The organism is Lacimicrobium alkaliphilum, assembly GCF_001466725.1.
Lineage (GTDB): Bacteria > Pseudomonadota > Gammaproteobacteria > Enterobacterales > Alteromonadaceae > Lacimicrobium > Lacimicrobium alkaliphilum_B.
Window position 1 is genome coordinate 241,707 of sequence record NZ_CP013650.1, and the last position, 15,300, is coordinate 257,006.

The 15,300-nt window shown below is 52.0% G+C and carries 13 protein-coding genes; 7 read left to right on the forward strand and 6 right to left on the reverse strand.

All coding sequences use genetic code 11. The features are described from left to right. Positions 1-1,164: 1,164 nt before the first annotated feature. The 6 genes from groL to AT746_RS01250 all read right to left on the reverse strand — a co-directional run bounded on the left by groL (position 1,165) and on the right by AT746_RS01250 (position 7,914). On the reverse strand, positions 1,165-2,802 hold the full coding sequence (groL, locus tag AT746_RS01225) for a chaperonin GroEL (protein WP_062475331.1): 1,638 nt from the start codon (positions 2,800-2,802) through the stop codon (positions 1,165-1,167). A 40-nt stretch (positions 2,803-2,842) separates the two neighbouring features. Next, a complete protein-coding gene (locus tag AT746_RS01230) occupies positions 2,843-3,136 on the reverse strand; it encodes a co-chaperone GroES (RefSeq protein ID WP_062475334.1) in 294 nt (97 codons plus the stop codon). A gap of 161 nt (positions 3,137-3,297) precedes the next feature. Beyond that, positions 3,298-4,047 carry a substrate-binding periplasmic protein gene (locus AT746_RS01235; RefSeq protein ID WP_082633100.1) on the reverse strand — a complete coding sequence of 250 codons (750 nt, stop codon included), beginning with the start codon at positions 4,045-4,047 and terminating at the stop codon, positions 3,298-3,300. Positions 4,048-4,147: 100 nt separating this feature from the next. Further along, on the reverse strand, positions 4,148-5,392 hold the full coding sequence (locus AT746_RS01240) for a PQQ-binding-like beta-propeller repeat protein (protein ID WP_062475339.1): 1,245 nt from the start codon (positions 5,390-5,392) through the stop codon (positions 4,148-4,150). A 110-nt stretch (positions 5,393-5,502) separates the two neighbouring features. Continuing rightward, a complete protein-coding gene (locus AT746_RS01245) occupies positions 5,503-6,891 on the reverse strand; it encodes a winged helix-turn-helix domain-containing protein (RefSeq protein WP_156413595.1) in 1,389 nt (462 codons plus the stop codon). A gap of 75 nt (positions 6,892-6,966) precedes the next feature. Next, a complete protein-coding gene (locus AT746_RS01250; RefSeq protein WP_062475344.1) occupies positions 6,967-7,914 on the reverse strand; it encodes a LysR family transcriptional regulator in 948 nt (315 codons plus the stop codon). A gap of 280 nt (positions 7,915-8,194) precedes the next feature. On the opposite strand from AT746_RS01250, the gene AT746_RS01255 reads away from it, so the two are divergent. The 7 genes from AT746_RS01255 to AT746_RS01285 are packed head-to-tail and all read left to right on the forward strand — an operon-like array spanning position 8,195 to position 15,002. Beyond that, positions 8,195-9,655: a 2-hydroxymuconic semialdehyde dehydrogenase gene (locus AT746_RS01255; RefSeq protein ID WP_062475346.1), complete on the forward strand. Its 1,461-nt coding sequence runs from the start codon at positions 8,195-8,197 to the stop codon at positions 9,653-9,655. A 9-nt stretch (positions 9,656-9,664) separates the two neighbouring features. After that, a complete protein-coding gene (locus tag AT746_RS01260; RefSeq protein ID WP_062475348.1) occupies positions 9,665-10,483 on the forward strand; it encodes a 2-keto-4-pentenoate hydratase in 819 nt (272 codons plus the stop codon). Beyond that, on the forward strand, positions 10,480-11,283 hold the full coding sequence (locus AT746_RS01265) for a 2-keto-4-pentenoate hydratase (RefSeq protein WP_062475351.1): 804 nt from the start codon (positions 10,480-10,482) through the stop codon (positions 11,281-11,283). Before AT746_RS01260 ends, AT746_RS01265 begins: the two co-directional genes overlap by 4 nt. Continuing rightward, on the forward strand, positions 11,280-11,717 hold the full coding sequence (locus AT746_RS01270; protein WP_062475354.1) for a RidA family protein: 438 nt from the start codon (positions 11,280-11,282) through the stop codon (positions 11,715-11,717). The genes AT746_RS01265 and AT746_RS01270 overlap by 4 nt, the downstream gene beginning before the upstream one ends. After that, the gene (locus tag AT746_RS01275; protein ID WP_062475357.1) at positions 11,714-12,229 is read left to right on the forward strand and encodes a 3-hydroxyanthranilate 3,4-dioxygenase; all 516 of its coding nucleotides are present in this window, start codon (positions 11,714-11,716) and stop codon (positions 12,227-12,229) included. Before AT746_RS01270 ends, AT746_RS01275 begins: the two co-directional genes overlap by 4 nt. Positions 12,230-12,237: 8 nt before the next feature. Then, positions 12,238-13,233, forward strand: a complete 996-nt coding sequence (locus AT746_RS01280; RefSeq protein WP_062475360.1) for an amidohydrolase family protein — start codon at positions 12,238-12,240, stop codon at positions 13,231-13,233. Positions 13,234-13,274: 41 nt separating this feature from the next. After that, positions 13,275-15,002 carry an LVIVD repeat-containing protein gene (locus tag AT746_RS01285; RefSeq protein ID WP_062475363.1) on the forward strand — a complete coding sequence of 576 codons (1,728 nt, stop codon included), beginning with the start codon at positions 13,275-13,277 and terminating at the stop codon, positions 15,000-15,002. Positions 15,003-15,300: the final 298 nt, after the last annotated feature.

The following is a 15,300-nucleotide window of genomic DNA, read 5'->3' on the forward strand; positions in this document are numbered from 1 at the left end:
TGCAGAAATTATCTTTGCAACATCAAAAGTCACCGTAATTTTCAGATCGTAATTCATGGCTAAAGCCTCAAATTCGATCTGGGCGCCCAGACCAAAGTGTTGATGGACTGGAATTTATATTCGCGCCCTTGCCAAGGCGCTAGTTGAAGCTTTGTCTAGAATAAACAACAACAGCGGACAACAATCGGAAGGTAAGTCATATTCGATACTGATTTATTAGACTGTCTCAGCGGACAGCTTCCACCATATTAACGTGGGGTGTACACACGGCGGTTAAGGGTCACCGACCCTACCTCGACTTACGATTTAAAGTTTCGTCAAACTTTACCGAGTATTTTTCAGTGGTCTTGTTCCACCCGAATATGTAACCGACTTCAAGGAAGCCCTTAAGCCACCGTATCATTGGTGACAAGTGAGCCTGATAAAGCTCACACCCCATATATATAGCTTTTGAGTAAAATATCAACAGCTATTTGCATGCAACTGCCGATGACAATTGGGATGCAACAAGACTACGTTGCTCAGCTTATCGCTACTCCCTTTACCCACTCGACAATATGATGGATATTCCATCTTGTTGGTTAAAGAAATGTGGCTTTTGTATGTTGACTCAACTTTGACCTCCCTGTCTTTTATGTCTCTCGTCCCTTCGAGCCAGTTACCTTTGTAAGGACACAAAGGTAACCGAAAAGTCCCTCGCTCAGGACAGCTTCTGATTCCGTTTCCGAAGCAGGCTTACTCATCGCACCGGCCTTAGGTAACATCCATGTAAGGGTGGCGGCCTCTGGCGAACGTCCCTGTTCGCCAGTGCGGTAAGCCCGCGAAGCCGCCTCTTATTCCCCCTAAAAACGCCACGTCCGGACAGGGCGATGTGTAAAAGGCGGATAATTTTCAGGGATGAAAATTAAGCGGAGACTGAACAGGGATGTGAATCTCCGCGACCGGCTTTTACCAAGCCATGGCAGGACTTTGTGTGGCGTTAGGGGCGTGCTTTCTTTGGGTTACCTTGCTTTACACGAGTAAAGAAAGGTAACTGGCACACCAGGGACGGTGTGTCATACCTGCAGGGACAGCCAAGCCATCTGTTTTGCTAGAGCGTTTGAAAAAACACAAAAAAGCCCGGTACAGGACCGGGCTTTTCAGATTACTTAGCCTGGGGGCTGATTACATCATGCCGCCCATGCCGCCCATGCCACCCATATCAGGCATGGCTGGTGCATCTTCCTTTGGAATTTCGGCAATCATGGCTTCAGTGGTGATCATCAGGCTGGCTACAGAGGCTGCAAATTGCAGTGCGCTGCGGGTTACCTTGGTAGGATCCAGGATACCCATTTCCAGCATGTCGCCGTAAGTGTCGTTACCAGCGTTATAACCGAAGTTACCTGAGCCGTCTTTGATCTTGTTCACAACCACAGAGGCTTCTGCACCGGCGTTAGCGGCGATTTGACGCAGAGGCGCTTCCATCGCACGCAGGGCCAGTTTGATACCGTGAGTCTGATCTTCGTTGTCGCCTTGTAGCTCGCCAACTTTAGTGGCTGCACGTACCAGGGCCACACCACCACCAGGTACCACGCCTTCTTCAACGGCAGCACGGGTAGCGTGCAGCGCGTCTTCAACACGGGCTTTCTTCTCTTTCATTTCCATTTCTGTGGCAGCGCCGACTTTGATTACTGCAACACCGCCAGCCAGCTTGGCCAGACGTTCCTGCAGCTTCTCTTTGTCGTAGTCAGAAGTGGACTCTTCGATTTGCGCACGAATCTGACCAACACGATCCTGAATGGCTGCGTCTTCACCGGCACCGTCAACAATAGTGGTGTTGTCTTTGTTGATGACAACACGCTTGGCGGTACCCAGATCTTCCAGCGTCGCTTTTTCCAGTTCCATGCCGATTTCTTCAGAAATCACGGTACCGCCAGTCAGTACAGCGATGTCCTGCAGCATGGCTTTGCGGCGGTCACCGAAACCAGGGGCTTTAACTGCAGCCACTTTAACGATGCCACGCATGTTGTTAACGACCAGTGTAGCCAGCGCTTCGCCTTCCAGATCTTCGGCAATCACCAGCAACGGCTTGGACGATTTGGCCACGGCTTCCAGAGTAGGCAGCAGTTCACGGATGCTGGAGACTTTCTTGTCAACCATCAGGATGTAAGGGCTGTCCAGCTCAACGGTGCCATTTTCGGCTTTGTTGATAAAGTAAGGAGACAGGTAACCGCGGTCAAACTGCATACCTTCAACCACGTCAAGTTCGTTCTGCAGACCCTGACCTTCTTCAACGGTGATCACACCTTCTTTACCGACTTTTTCCATGGCATCAGCAATCAGCTTACCCACTTCCTCGTCAGAGTTGGCAGAGATAGTACCCACCTGAGCGATGGATTTGCTGTCGGCACAATCCACAGACAGGGCTCTGAGTTCTTCAACGGCAACCGTCACAGCTTTGTCGATACCGCGTTTCAGATCCATAGGATTCATACCAGCGGCAACAGACTTCAGGCCTTCGGTGATAATCGCCTGGGCCAGTACGGTGGCTGTAGTAGTACCGTCACCAGCTTCGTCATTGGCCTTGGACGCCACTTCTTTTACCATCTGTGCGCCCATATTCTCGAACTTGTCTTCCAGTTCGATTTCTTTAGCCACAGACACACCATCTTTAGTGATGCTGGGTGAGCCGAAAGACTTTTCCAGTACCACGTTGCGGCCTTTAGGGCCCAGGGTAACTTTTACCGCGTTGGCCAGAATATTAACGCCCTTAAGCATTCTGGTGCGGGCGTCATCAGAAAAACGTACTTCTTTTGCTGACATAATCTCTTTCCTCTAAATTCAGTTAAACCAATGGGCCGGATCAGGCTTCAACAACAGCCAGAATGTCGCTCTCGCTCATGATAAGCACTTCTTCGCCATCCATTTTTTCTGTTTTGACGCCGTAGCCGTCGTTGAAAATCACTGTGTCGCCAACTTTCACATCCAGGGCTTTCACATCGCCATTTTCCAGAATGCGACCATTACCAACGGCAATGATTTCACCACGGGTAGACTTCTCGGCAGCAGAGCCAGTCAGTACGATACCTCCAGCAGACTTGCTCTCCTGCTCTTGGCGTTTAACGATAACGCGATCGTGTAAGGGACGGATTTTCATTCTCAAATCTCCTGAAAATTACCAATATCGAAGGATAGGTCCCGATCACTCGGGGAATGTATGACCGCAGGCTTGCCTGTCAGTCTGAATCGTTACTGACAGCCAAGATGGGGGTGGCAAGTTTGATCTCAAGGGCCGGATGAAAAAAAACTATAAGATTTTTAAATCTCAGGAAGTTTTTGTACTTCCGTTATTTTGCCGAGGATCTGGTTAAAGGCGTCAATAAATTCTGTGTCTAACCTGGCTCTGCTGAACATAAAGTGCTGAGGGGTGACGTGAACCGGTTTATCAAGAATCCGCAAGTCAGTCAGATTTTCTTCTCTGATGCGCACCTGCACCGCCAGACTGTCGTCGATAAAACCATCGATTCGTCCCAGACGCAGCATATCCAGCCGCGAGCCGAAAGACTCAACATGCAGCAACGACACGCCTAACCGGGAATGTTTTAATTGCTCAATCTCATTGCCAAACCAGCCGCCACCATTGAGGGCAATCAGCCATCCACGTTCGAGCCATGAACGAACAGAGCCCTGATTTTCAGGCAGCACAACGTCAGTCCGGTACACCAGAACATTATGCTGTTGGCGGTAAGGTGCTGAGAACCAGAATTGTTGTTGTCGCTTAGGGTTTTTGCTGGCTGCAATGACCACATCAGCCTGACCCGAGCGCAGCGCCATTTCGACACGCTTTTCCGGCAAAGGCAGTATCTCCAGATGACAACCCATCTTTGCCAGAGCGCTCTCTAACAATACTTTGTCAGTACCAGAGTAAGTACTGTCATTTACTCTGAAAAAGTAGGGCGGCCAGTCTCCGGTGTATACCAGCGTAAGCGGCTGCTGACAAAAAGCATCCGCATCAAGGGAAGAGCTCAGCATGCAGCACCAACAGAGTATTCTGATCATTCTTTCCATCTTCAACCACTAAACCCTTGTTTCAGAGTGTTTATTCGCACAGCCTGGCTATCAACATAAAACAAGTATAGAGGTTGTATTGAGGAAAACAGCGTTTGGGTCAGGGGGCCTGCTCCAACGGCAGGCTTATCAGCCTGCCAGTGGCGGTGCCAAGATAAAGGTGGTTGTTTTCAACACTGAGGCTGAGAATGCTGTCCAGTCCTTGCAGCATTTGCTGTACCTGCCATTGTGCGCCCTGATGGGCCGATAGATCAGCCGGGGGGTTCTGATAGAGGGGGCCACTCTCTGTCTTAACATGTTGTGAATAGTTTTTGCTGCTGGCCTGGCTCTGATAGATGCGCTGATGCTCCATTGTGCCGGTGTCGAGTTCAAACACCTCACCGGAGAGGGTGGCAAAATAGATTTTATTCTGTGCCGCCACAGGTGCGGCGAAAATCAGATGAGGCATCGGGACAAACTGGGTTATATTGCCGTTGGTCTTTTTCCGCGCCACCAGTCCCAGGCCGTCAGACAGCCCATAATAGAGCTGTTCCTGGTGAATAATGGCCGGGGACCCTACCCAGGTGTTGCCGTGTTTTGCAGACCAGAGTAACTCTCCGGTTTCTGCCCTTAGCCGGTAGGTATAACCCCCTCTGTTACCAGCATACACAGACTTGCCATCGGTCACCGGGTCCAGATTAAATCCCAGCCAGCCATTCCAGTCTGCTCCATAGCCCCGCTGTTTGTCGCCCTCAAACTGCCACACTTGTTCGCCGGTCTGTGGATCAAGGCCGTATAAATGATTGTTCCAGCTACCGACTACTAACCGATTACCAACCAATACCGGGGTGGTATGGGTCACGCCGGTATCGGTATGCCACAATCTGCTGCCATCTTTAAGCGATACAGCATAGGTGCCGTTTGCGGTGCCATAGTAAGCCCGGGTGCCATCAACCGTTACCGAAGAGCGATACCAGGCCCATGGGTCGGTAAACAGGCCTTCTCCCCAACCCCAGCTCTGGCCTTCAATTTTTAATGGGCCATCGACACTGGCATGATGCCAGATTGTATTACCGCTGAAATCCAGAGCGTGCAGGCCATCCCCGGCATGGATCAGCAATCCGCCCTGATGCGCTACAGGTGTGGCATACAGCTTATGTGAAAATCCGGTGCGGTTAAGCACCTGGCCCTGATCATTGAACTGGTACAGGGTATGGCCGGCCGCCACATAGATGCCCTGCTCTGTGACCAGAGCTTTGCCACTGACAGGCCCGTCCAGCTGATGTTGCCAGCTGGGCTCAGTCGCCTGTAGCGGCGCGCTCAGAAAATAAAGTAACAATAACAGTAACGCCGATAAAGATTTCATTCTGTGATCCTGATAGGGAATTATTAACAGGAGTCAGAGTGAGGTGTTCCGGCGAAAAAGTCCTGAGCCGACGGTAAAGCTTTCTAAGGAAAGGTAAATAATGTTAAATATCAGTTGGTTAGTATGCCAATTTGTTTGAGCAGTTGCTGGTATTCGGGCAACGGATGCAGCGGCGCATAGGCCGGATCGACGGCCAGCCACAACACTTCTGTCTGCTTTTGCTCCACGGCCTGATGCAGTTTATCAAGGGCCAGCTGAAGTTTGCCGGCTTTGGTGGCATAACGGGCCTGCGACAGCGGTGGCGCGTATTGGCCGATATTCTGGTCGTAATTATTCTCCAGTAACCATTGATAAACCGCCTGCAAACCGCCCTGCTGAAAACGGGCTGTGGCTGAGGTGAGTTGCCGCTGGCTAAAGCCGCGTTGTTGCATGATCTCGCGCAGATGACGGAAGGATTCTTCCTCACGGCCCATATTCTCCAGTACAGCCTGGATGGAAATATGGTAGCTCAGTTGCGGCTCACTGAGGTTGGCAATTTTATTCAGCTCATCCAGTGCCAGCTGGTATTTGCCCATCATATTGTAAATCCAGGCGACCACAGGCGCGGCGTAGTTCTGTGGCGCCAACCTCATATACTCCCGGGTATGTTGCAAAGCAGAATCGAACTGGCCACGGGCGAGCAGGAATTGAGCATAGAGAAAATGACTCTGACTGTGTTTTGGGTCCAGTTTAAGGGCCTGCTGAAATGTCCTCCCCGCTGCTTCGAACTGCCAGCTGCGGGTAAAGTAATACTGGGCCAGGGTCAGGTGTGCCGGGGCGAACTCCGGCGCCAGTCTGATCGCCTGTTGTAACCAATTCTCTACCTGATCCTGTGCGGCATCCGGTTGTCTGAGTCTGGCTTCGGCCATTCCCCAGTGCGCTTCACCCATGTCAGGTGCCAGTTCCCGGGCGCGGTTAAACAGTGTCTCTGCTTGCCTGGCTTTATCGGCACCGTTCTGAGACAACAGATAACGGCCCTGTTGATAGGCATCAGCAGCCTGAGGTGGATAAACAACAGACGATGTTGATGTGTTCAACGTGGCATACCATCCCAGTATACCGGCTAGCGCGATGGCAAAAACCGCCAGAAACCAGACTGGCATGGGATATTTTTTGCGGGTGGGGTTGTCCTCTGTCGTTAACGGGGGAGGCAGGGTAACCGGTGCAATCAGCTGATAACCTTTGCCGGGAAGAGTTTTAATATAGTCCGGTTGGCGGGCGCTATCGCCCAGAGCTTTGCGTAGCTGACTGATGGCAACGGTCAGGGCATCTTCACTGACCACTTTGCCTGCCCAGATAGTTTCCAGCAGTTCGTCTTTACTGACCGGGCGATCATGGTGCTGCACCAGATACAACAACACCTGCATAGGCGTATGCTCTATGCTGCGTTGTTGTTGATCCTGCTGCAAACTATTGTGAGCGGGACTGACCCGCCATTGCCCAAGCTGAAAATCCTGCATAACCACATTGTCAGATAAATACACCGCGTATTTAAAGGCTAAAGGGGGCCGGGGTAAACCTTTATTTATTGCTGCTCAGTCACGGGATAATTCTTCTGCCACCAGTTTTAAGTCTTCTACCAGACAACCTGCTGCGGGGGTTAAGCCGCCCTCGGTGCGCATGGTGATCCCCACCGGGCCTTTTCGGGCCAGATCCGGTACCGGCAGACGACACAGTTCACCGAGTTTTTCATAGGTTCTGAAAATCTGGTAGGGCATCGCCGCCAGCATATCGGTTTCTCTTAATAAAGTGCGGTTAGTAAGTACTGACACCGATTCTACTACCGGTACCGGAGAGGGCAGGCCCTGATCACGGAAGTTCTGATCCAGCTCCCGGCGCAGATAGGTTTGTACCGATGGCAGGATCCAGGATTCTTCCAGCAGGTCTTCCAGGCTGAGTATGCCCCGGCTGCTGAGGTGATGACCGGTACGGGCGACAATCACGGTCGGCTCCTGATACAGCTCCACAGAGGTCAGGCCGTCGTAATCCTGATGCTCGGGAATCCGTCCTACCACCATATCCAGGTCGCCCTGCACCAGGCCAGGCAGCAGCACATCCTGTGTGCCTTCAATCACAGTCACCGAAATATTCGGCCGCTCCGCCCGCAGCCTGACCAGCGCTTTGGGTAATAAAGTCAGGCTGGCGGTGATCAGGGTTCCCACCGTCACATGGCCGGATAAGCCACCCTGCAGCGAGGTGAGTTCTTCGCTGACATGTTTTATCTGCGATAGTACCAGTTTGGCATGTTTAATCAGCACCTCTCCGTAGAGCGTCGGTGTCACGCCCCGGGATGAGCGTTCAAACAGAGTTAACTCGTACGCTGATTCGATGTCACGGATGATCTTGGTTGCCGCTGGCTGAGCCATATTCATCAACTGCGCCGCCTTAAAGATATTGCACTGCTCTCCAACGGTGACCAGCAATTTAAGATGCTTGAGTTTCATGCGGGCCACCATGTCCCGCTGTAGCTTCTCAGGTGTCATCACAACTCTCTCATAGGGTGAGCTTATTACTATAAGCTAAAATGTATACTCTGCGCAGCATTTAACCTTTTAAATTATATCTGGCACATTTGCAAACGGTTAAGAAAGACCGCGCAGACCTCCTTAGCCCATCCCCGGGCCGGAGCGTACCACCGCCTTAGGGATAACTTTTTTTATATATCTGAGCGTTCAAATTCTATTTTTATATTATGTTAACGGTCTGTAAAGTCATTCCCAGTCCGTAATCAGGTTGCCAGGCAACCATTAATGAGAGTCCGGAATGACCACTACATTATTGAAGAACTATATCGGCGGAGAGTTTGTGAGCGGTTGCCGAGAGTTTAATAATCTCAACCCGGTGACCGGTGAAATTATCTGCCAGGTGTGCGAAGCAGACCAGGAGCGGGTCAATCAGGCCGTGACTGCCGCGAAAAACGCCCTCAAAGGCCCCTGGGGAGAGTTATCGGTGCAGCAGCGTGCCGGACTGCTGCATAAAGTTGCAGACGGGATCGAGGCCCGCTTTGATGAGTTTGTCGCCGCAGAGATGGCGGATACCGGCAAGTCACTGCAACAGGCATCGACTATCGATATCCCGCGCGGGGCGGCCAATTTCCGGGTTTTTGCCGATATGGTGAAGACCGCATCCAGTGAGTGCTTTCATACCGACACCGCCGATGGCCGCGGTGCGCTGAATTACAGTCTGCCCCGGCCCTTAGGGGTGGTGGCGGTAATAGCGCCCTGGAATCTGCCATTATTGCTGCTTACCTGGAAGCTGGCACCGGCGCTGGCCGCCGGCAATTGCATTGTGGCTAAACCTTCTGAAGAGACGCCCTCAACGGCCACCTTACTGGCGGAAGTCATGCATGAAGTTGGCATCCCGGCAGGCGTATTTAATCTGGTACATGGCTATGGTCCCAATTCAGCGGGCGAATTTCTCACCAGTCATCCACAGATTGATGCCATTACCTTTACCGGTGAATCCCGCACCGGCAGTGCCATCATGCGGGCGGCTGCCGAGCATGTGAAACCCCTGTCTTTCGAACTGGGGGGGAAGAATGCGGCGATTATCTTTGCTGATGCCGATCTGGAAGAAGCGGTGGCAGGAACGGCTCGCTCTGTGTTTACCAATGGCGGCCAGGTCTGTCTTTGTACTGAGCGTGTCTACGTGCAGCGCCCGCTGTTCGATACCTTTGTTAACAAACTGAAAGCCAAAGCACAGAGCCTGAAAATAGGCTGGCCAAAGGATCCTGACACCGATATGGGGCCGCTGATCTCTGCAGAGCACAAGAATAAGGTGCTGTCTTACTATCGCCTGGCGCGGGAAGAGGGCGCGACCTTTATCACCGGTGGCGGCGTGCCCGAATTCGGTGATGAACGGGATCAGGGTGCGTGGGTGGAGCCGACCATCATCACCGGATTACCAGAGTCTTCCAGATGTGTGAAAGAAGAAATCTTCGGTCCCATTTGCCATATCACTCCTTTTGATACTGAAGAAGAAGCCATCAGTCTCGCCAATGACAGTCGTTATGGTCTGGCGGCAGCTATCTGGACCCGGGATATCAGCCGTGGTCACAGAGTCGCCAGAGAGATGGAGGCCGGTATGGTCTGGGTTAATACCTGGTACCTGCGTGATCTGCGCACACCTTTTGGTGGCGTGAAAATGTCTGGCATTGGCCGGGAAGGGGGGCAACATTCACTGAATTTCTATGCCGAACCCAGCAATATTTGCATTAAATTATAGGAGGCGAGTATGACAATACCTTGCGGCAAGGCTGAGCAACAAGCTGCACTGCAGTTGCGCCAGGCGACGGAAACCTTCGTGCCCTGTCAGCCGGTTCGCTCACTGCTTACTGAGCCGTCCCTGGAGTCAGCTTACCGGGTGCAGGAGCTCAATACCCGTCACTGGCAACAGCAGGGACGCCGCCTGGTGGGTCGCAAAATTGGCCTGACCTCAAAAGTGGTGCAGACCCAGCTTGGAGTTGACCAGCCTGATTTTGGTGCGCTGTTTGCGGACATGGCTATTGCTGAGGGAGAAGAAATCTCTGCCTCAAGATTATTGCAACCTAAAATTGAAGCTGAGATTGCGCTGGTGCTGGAAAAAGATCTGAGTATGGAACAGCCCACTGCCGCTGATGTTATCCGCGCAACCGCCTTTGCCTTGCCAGCCCTTGAAATTGTCGACAGCCGAGTGGCCAACTGGGATATTAATATCCTCGATACCATAGCTGACAATGCCTCCAGTGGTTTATATGTGTTGGGTAGTCAGCCGGTCAGCCTGAGCCAGCTTGATTTGAAATCCTGTGCTATGGCCTTGTGGAAACGAGGTGAGCCGGTTTCCAGCGGTGCAGGTGTCGCCTGTCTGGGTAATCCGTTAAGTGCTGCATTGTGGCTGGCCCGTACCATGAGTCGTTTTGGTCAGCCCCTGAAAGAGGGCGACACCATATTGACCGGAGCCCTGGGCCCCATGGTTCCGGTTCAGCCTGGCGACGTATTCGATTGCACTATCAGTGGCCTGGGTAATGTCAGTGCCTGTTTTGCCAGCCAACCAGAACAAGGAGCGCAGGCATGAACAATAAACAACATCAGACTCAGCAACTGGCCGAACGGCTGGATAAAGCGGCAATCACCGCCACTGCGACACCGCAACTGAGTCAGGATTACCCTGAGATTAATCTGTCGCAGGCTTACCAGATTCAACAAGCCAGTATTGCCAGACGTTTATCGCGTAAAGAAAGGCTGGTTGGTGTCAAGATGGGGTTTACCAGTCGCGCCAAAATGGTGCAGATGGGGGTGGACGACCTGATCTGGGGACAACTGACTGACAACATGCAACTGGTGGAGGGCGGCATTCTGAATATGCAGCATTATGTACATCCCCGTATTGAGCCTGAAATTGCCTTTCGTCTGAAAAAGTCACTAAAGGGCAAAGTGAGCCTGACCGAAGCCATGGCTGCGGTAGAAGCAATCGCGCCGGCCCTGGAAATTATTGATTCACGCTACGCCAATTTTAAGTTTTCACTGACCGATGTGGTGGCTGATAACTCTTCGTCCTCCGCCTTTGTGCTCGGCCCCTGGTGTGCACCATCTGAAGATATCAGTAATCAGGCCATGATCCTCTGTATCAATGGCAGGCCACAAGAGGTGGGATCGTCAGCGGCGATTCTGGGGAATCCTTATCGTTCACTGGTTGAGGCGGCACGTCTGGCCAGCGAGTCTGGTCTGTGTCTGGAAGCCGGGTGGACAGTGTTGGCGGGCGCCGCAACGGCTGCGCAGGCGTTGTCAGCAAACAGCCATATTCAGCTTAAAACATCGACACTGGGTGATGTACATCTGTACACCTCAGCAGCGAAACAGGGAGCGGCGATATGAAACCTTCAGCGACGCTGGTAAAAGGTAAAGCCACGCCACGGGGTGCTTTTCCGCATATCAAACGGGCCGGCGATTTTTTGTTTATTTCCGGTACCAGTTCCCGTTTGCCGGATAACAGCATTGCCGGTGCTAAAGCTGATGCTATGGGCACCACCACATTGGATATCAAAATTCAGACTCGTGCTGTGATCGATAATATCGCCGATATTCTCGCTGCTGAAGGTGCCACATTGCAGGATCTGGTAGAGCTGAACACCTTTTTGGTGAATATGAATGATTTTGGCGGTTATAACCAGGTGTACGCCGAGTATTTTGACGAGCAGGGGCCTGTACGTACAACGGTTGCCGTGCATCAGCTACCTCATCCGCACCTTCTGATTGAAATAAAGGGGGTTGCATACAGCCCTCTGCAGCAAAACAAGGACATGATATGAGCCAGTTAAAAGCCTTTAATTTCCAGCAATGGCTGCAGGAGAACCAGAGCAAACTGCGGCCTCCGGTCAACAACGCCATGATCTGGGAAGATGCCGATATGATGTGCACCGTAGTGGGAGGCCCCAATCACCGGTTGGATTATCATGTGGATCCGGTTGAGGAGTTTTTCTATCAGTTCAAAGGTAATGCCTATCTCAACATCATGGGGGAAGACGGCCCCTATAAGCTCGAGTTAAAAGAAGGTGATGTGTTTCTGTTGCCTCCCTATGTGCCTCACTCGCCTCAGCGCCCCGAAGCCGACAGCCTGTGTCTGGTGATCGAGCCTAAGCGTCCCGCCGGCAAAAAAGATGCATTTCGCTGGTATTGTCTGAACTGCAATCATTTGCTGCATGAAGTACAGGTTGAACTGGTTTCTATTGTCAACGATCTGCCGCCCCTGTTTGCAGCCTTTGCGCAGGATGAGCAATTACGTACCTGTGATGCCTGCGGCCAGCTGCACCCGGGTAAATAGGAGTGACGATGAAACTTATTGATATGCACTCGCACTTTTTCCCGGCCACGGTGCCCGATTTTGCCAGCCGTTTTGCTAACAACGGCTGGCCCACAGTCGTACACCGAAATGCTGAGCAGGCCGATATTATGATTGACGGCAAAGTCTTCCGGCCCATTACCCATGCCTGCTGGGATACCAGTAAACGGCTGGCGGATATGGATCTATTGGAGATAGATACGCAGATCATCTGTGCTACCCCGGTCTTATTTGCGTATCACCGGCCTGTTGAACAAACCCTGGCGCTGGCCGAGTGGCTGAATGATCAGGCATTGGAAATGTGCCAGCCTGCACCCGGTCGCCTCAAAGCGCTGTGCCAGGTGCCGATGCAGGACATCGACGCAGCCTGCAAAGAAGTTTCCCGCTGCATGGAAAATGGTCATGTGGGTGTGCAGATTGGCAACCATGTGGGTCTGAAAAATCTGGATGATGAGGGCATCGTCAGCTTTTTGCACCATTGCGCTGATATTGGCGCGCCGGTGCTGATTCATCCCTGGGACATGATGGCGCCGGAACGGATGCCTAACTATATGCTGCCCTGGCTGGTGGCGATGCCAGCTGAAACCCAGTTATCCATCTTATCGTTGATCCTCTCGGGCGCATTTGAGCGCTTACCTGAGAGTCTGAAAATTTGTTTCGCCCACGGTGGTGGCAGTTTCCCTTACCTGATTGGTCGCGTGGATAATGCCTGGCGGCACCGCGATATAGTGCGACAGGATTGTCCCAACCTGCCGTCCAGCTATATGGACAGATTCTACGTCGACTCTGCCGTGTTTCATCCTGATGCCCTGGATTTATTAGTTAAAACCATGGGGGCAGAACGGATCATGCTGGGTTCGGATTACCCTTTCCCGTTGGGTGAACAGGTGATCGGTGAGCTGGTGAAAACTCATCCAACAATTAATGACAGCGTTAAATCACGCATTTTGGCTGGCAACGCCGCTGAATTTTTTAGCCTGGATTAAATCCGATAACAGCAACGACCATCGTGTCTGCAGGAGTCATTATGAACAAAGTAAACCGTATCAGCTCATCAGTGCTTTTAGCGCTGGCAATGATGGGAAGCAGTCAGGCCAGCCCGTGGGATATCAGCAAAGATGCGCCGATTAACATAGACGATCCTATGGTCAGAATACAGGCCGGTATGTCGACCGATCGCAGCCCTAATCCGCCAGCACCCGGCAGCTATGGTATGCAAAGTGATGGCAGCTTCAAACATCCGGTGGCCACGCCAGAATCCCATGATTCGCATCCGTTTGCCGGACAACTGGATTACTGGGATACCAACAGCTATATCAAAAATATGAAGGTGGAAGCCTACTATCCGATACAGGTTGAGCCCTTCCATACCTGGCAGAATATCGTGGATTTTGACGGTAAGCGTTACCTTTACCAGTATGTACGCGGCGATCTGAAAATTTTCGATATCACTAATCCAAAGAAGGTTGAACTGCTGCTGACCAAAGGCCATACCTGGGGGCCTGAAGGCGGCGGTGAGCCGGTTAACCCGTTTCCTGAAGGCGAAATGATGGGTGCGGCCTCCATCCAGTGGAGCGATGTGCGGCAAAACTATGTGATGGTGCAGGCATACGAGATCCGTCGTTTTGGTTTGCTGCGCGATAAATACCGTCAGCCGGACAAGGTTGAGGCGATTCGTAAAAGTCCGCACCTTAAAGGCTTTAAAGTCTATGAAATGAAAGGGCCAATGCCTCAAGACTGGACCTTACTGGCCGAACGCACCACCGATATTCTCAATCCGGATGCGCCGGTGGGCGAGCAGCAGGGTTCCGGTGTGCGTGATATTCCGGCCTATTATGGTGATGGCATTATGTACGTGGCGGCGGCACCTGATAAACGTTATGGTCTCACTGAGTATCCTAATGACCTCTACAGCGCCGGCTATCAGGCCTGGGATATGTCAGACCCGGCAAACCCCAGATTACTGGATATGCTGTCCGTTCCTGGCCAGATTATTGGCGACCCCGAACATGAGGCCGTGTACAGGGCCGACGCGCGGGTGGGTAATCGTACTTCATGGATGGGTGCCCGTATGGCACTGTTTCTGCCCCATAAAGATTCCCGCTATGGCTATGCCGCTATGGGAGGACTGGGCTTTTACGTAGTGGATATCAGTGACCCCAGCAATATGCAGGTGGTCGGTAACCTGAAATTCCCGCCCAATATCGCCGGTACCGAAGGTGACTTTATCGACGTTTCTCAGGTGGAGGAAACCGGGCTGGTCTATTTTAGTGGTTACCCGCTAAATGAAGATTGCTACGAGCCTTACAAGAATATTCACATCATCGATGTCTCTGATCCAACTAATCCGGTGGAAAAGGGCGTTATGCCGAGGCCGAAACCGCCTGCAGATGCCGCCTTTACTGATTTTTGTCAGCGCCGTGGCAGTTTCGGGCCAAAACGCACCGGGGCTTATCATCAACCCGGGGTCGCGAAGCAGGGCATTTTGCCCTTTAACTTCTATAACGCCGGTTTGCAGGTGTTCGACGTCTCCAACCCTGAAAAACCGCAAATCAGTGCCTACTTTGTGCCGCCTTTTGCGCCGGACAAGGTGGCCAGTTATGCCATGGGGAATCTGTCACATGCGGTTTATGTGGAATATGATCGCAATCTGTTCTGGTTATTTACCAACCATGGCTTTTACGCCCTGTCGAGCCCCGTACTCGGTGAGCCGAGCTTCAGCGCACCAAAGACACCCTGGCCACCCAGGCCTTAGGATCAACAGTCTTTATACTAATATAGGGAGCTCAAGGCTCCCTTTTTTATGTCTTTGGATGGGTAATGCAGGACGGGCTTTAGCCAGACAGTCCAAACAGGGGGATTTTGTCGGAGTCAGTTCCACCCTTCGGTTCGCAAAACAATACATCCTGGTATTCGTTTTTGACTTTGGTGTAGCCTGCAAGGAGCGTAGCGGATTGCGGGATGTTGTTCTGTTCCCGGATTCCGCTTCGCTGCATCTCGGGCTACAGTGTTTTTCATGTCTTCGGTTGAGCAATGTAGATCGGGCTTCAGCC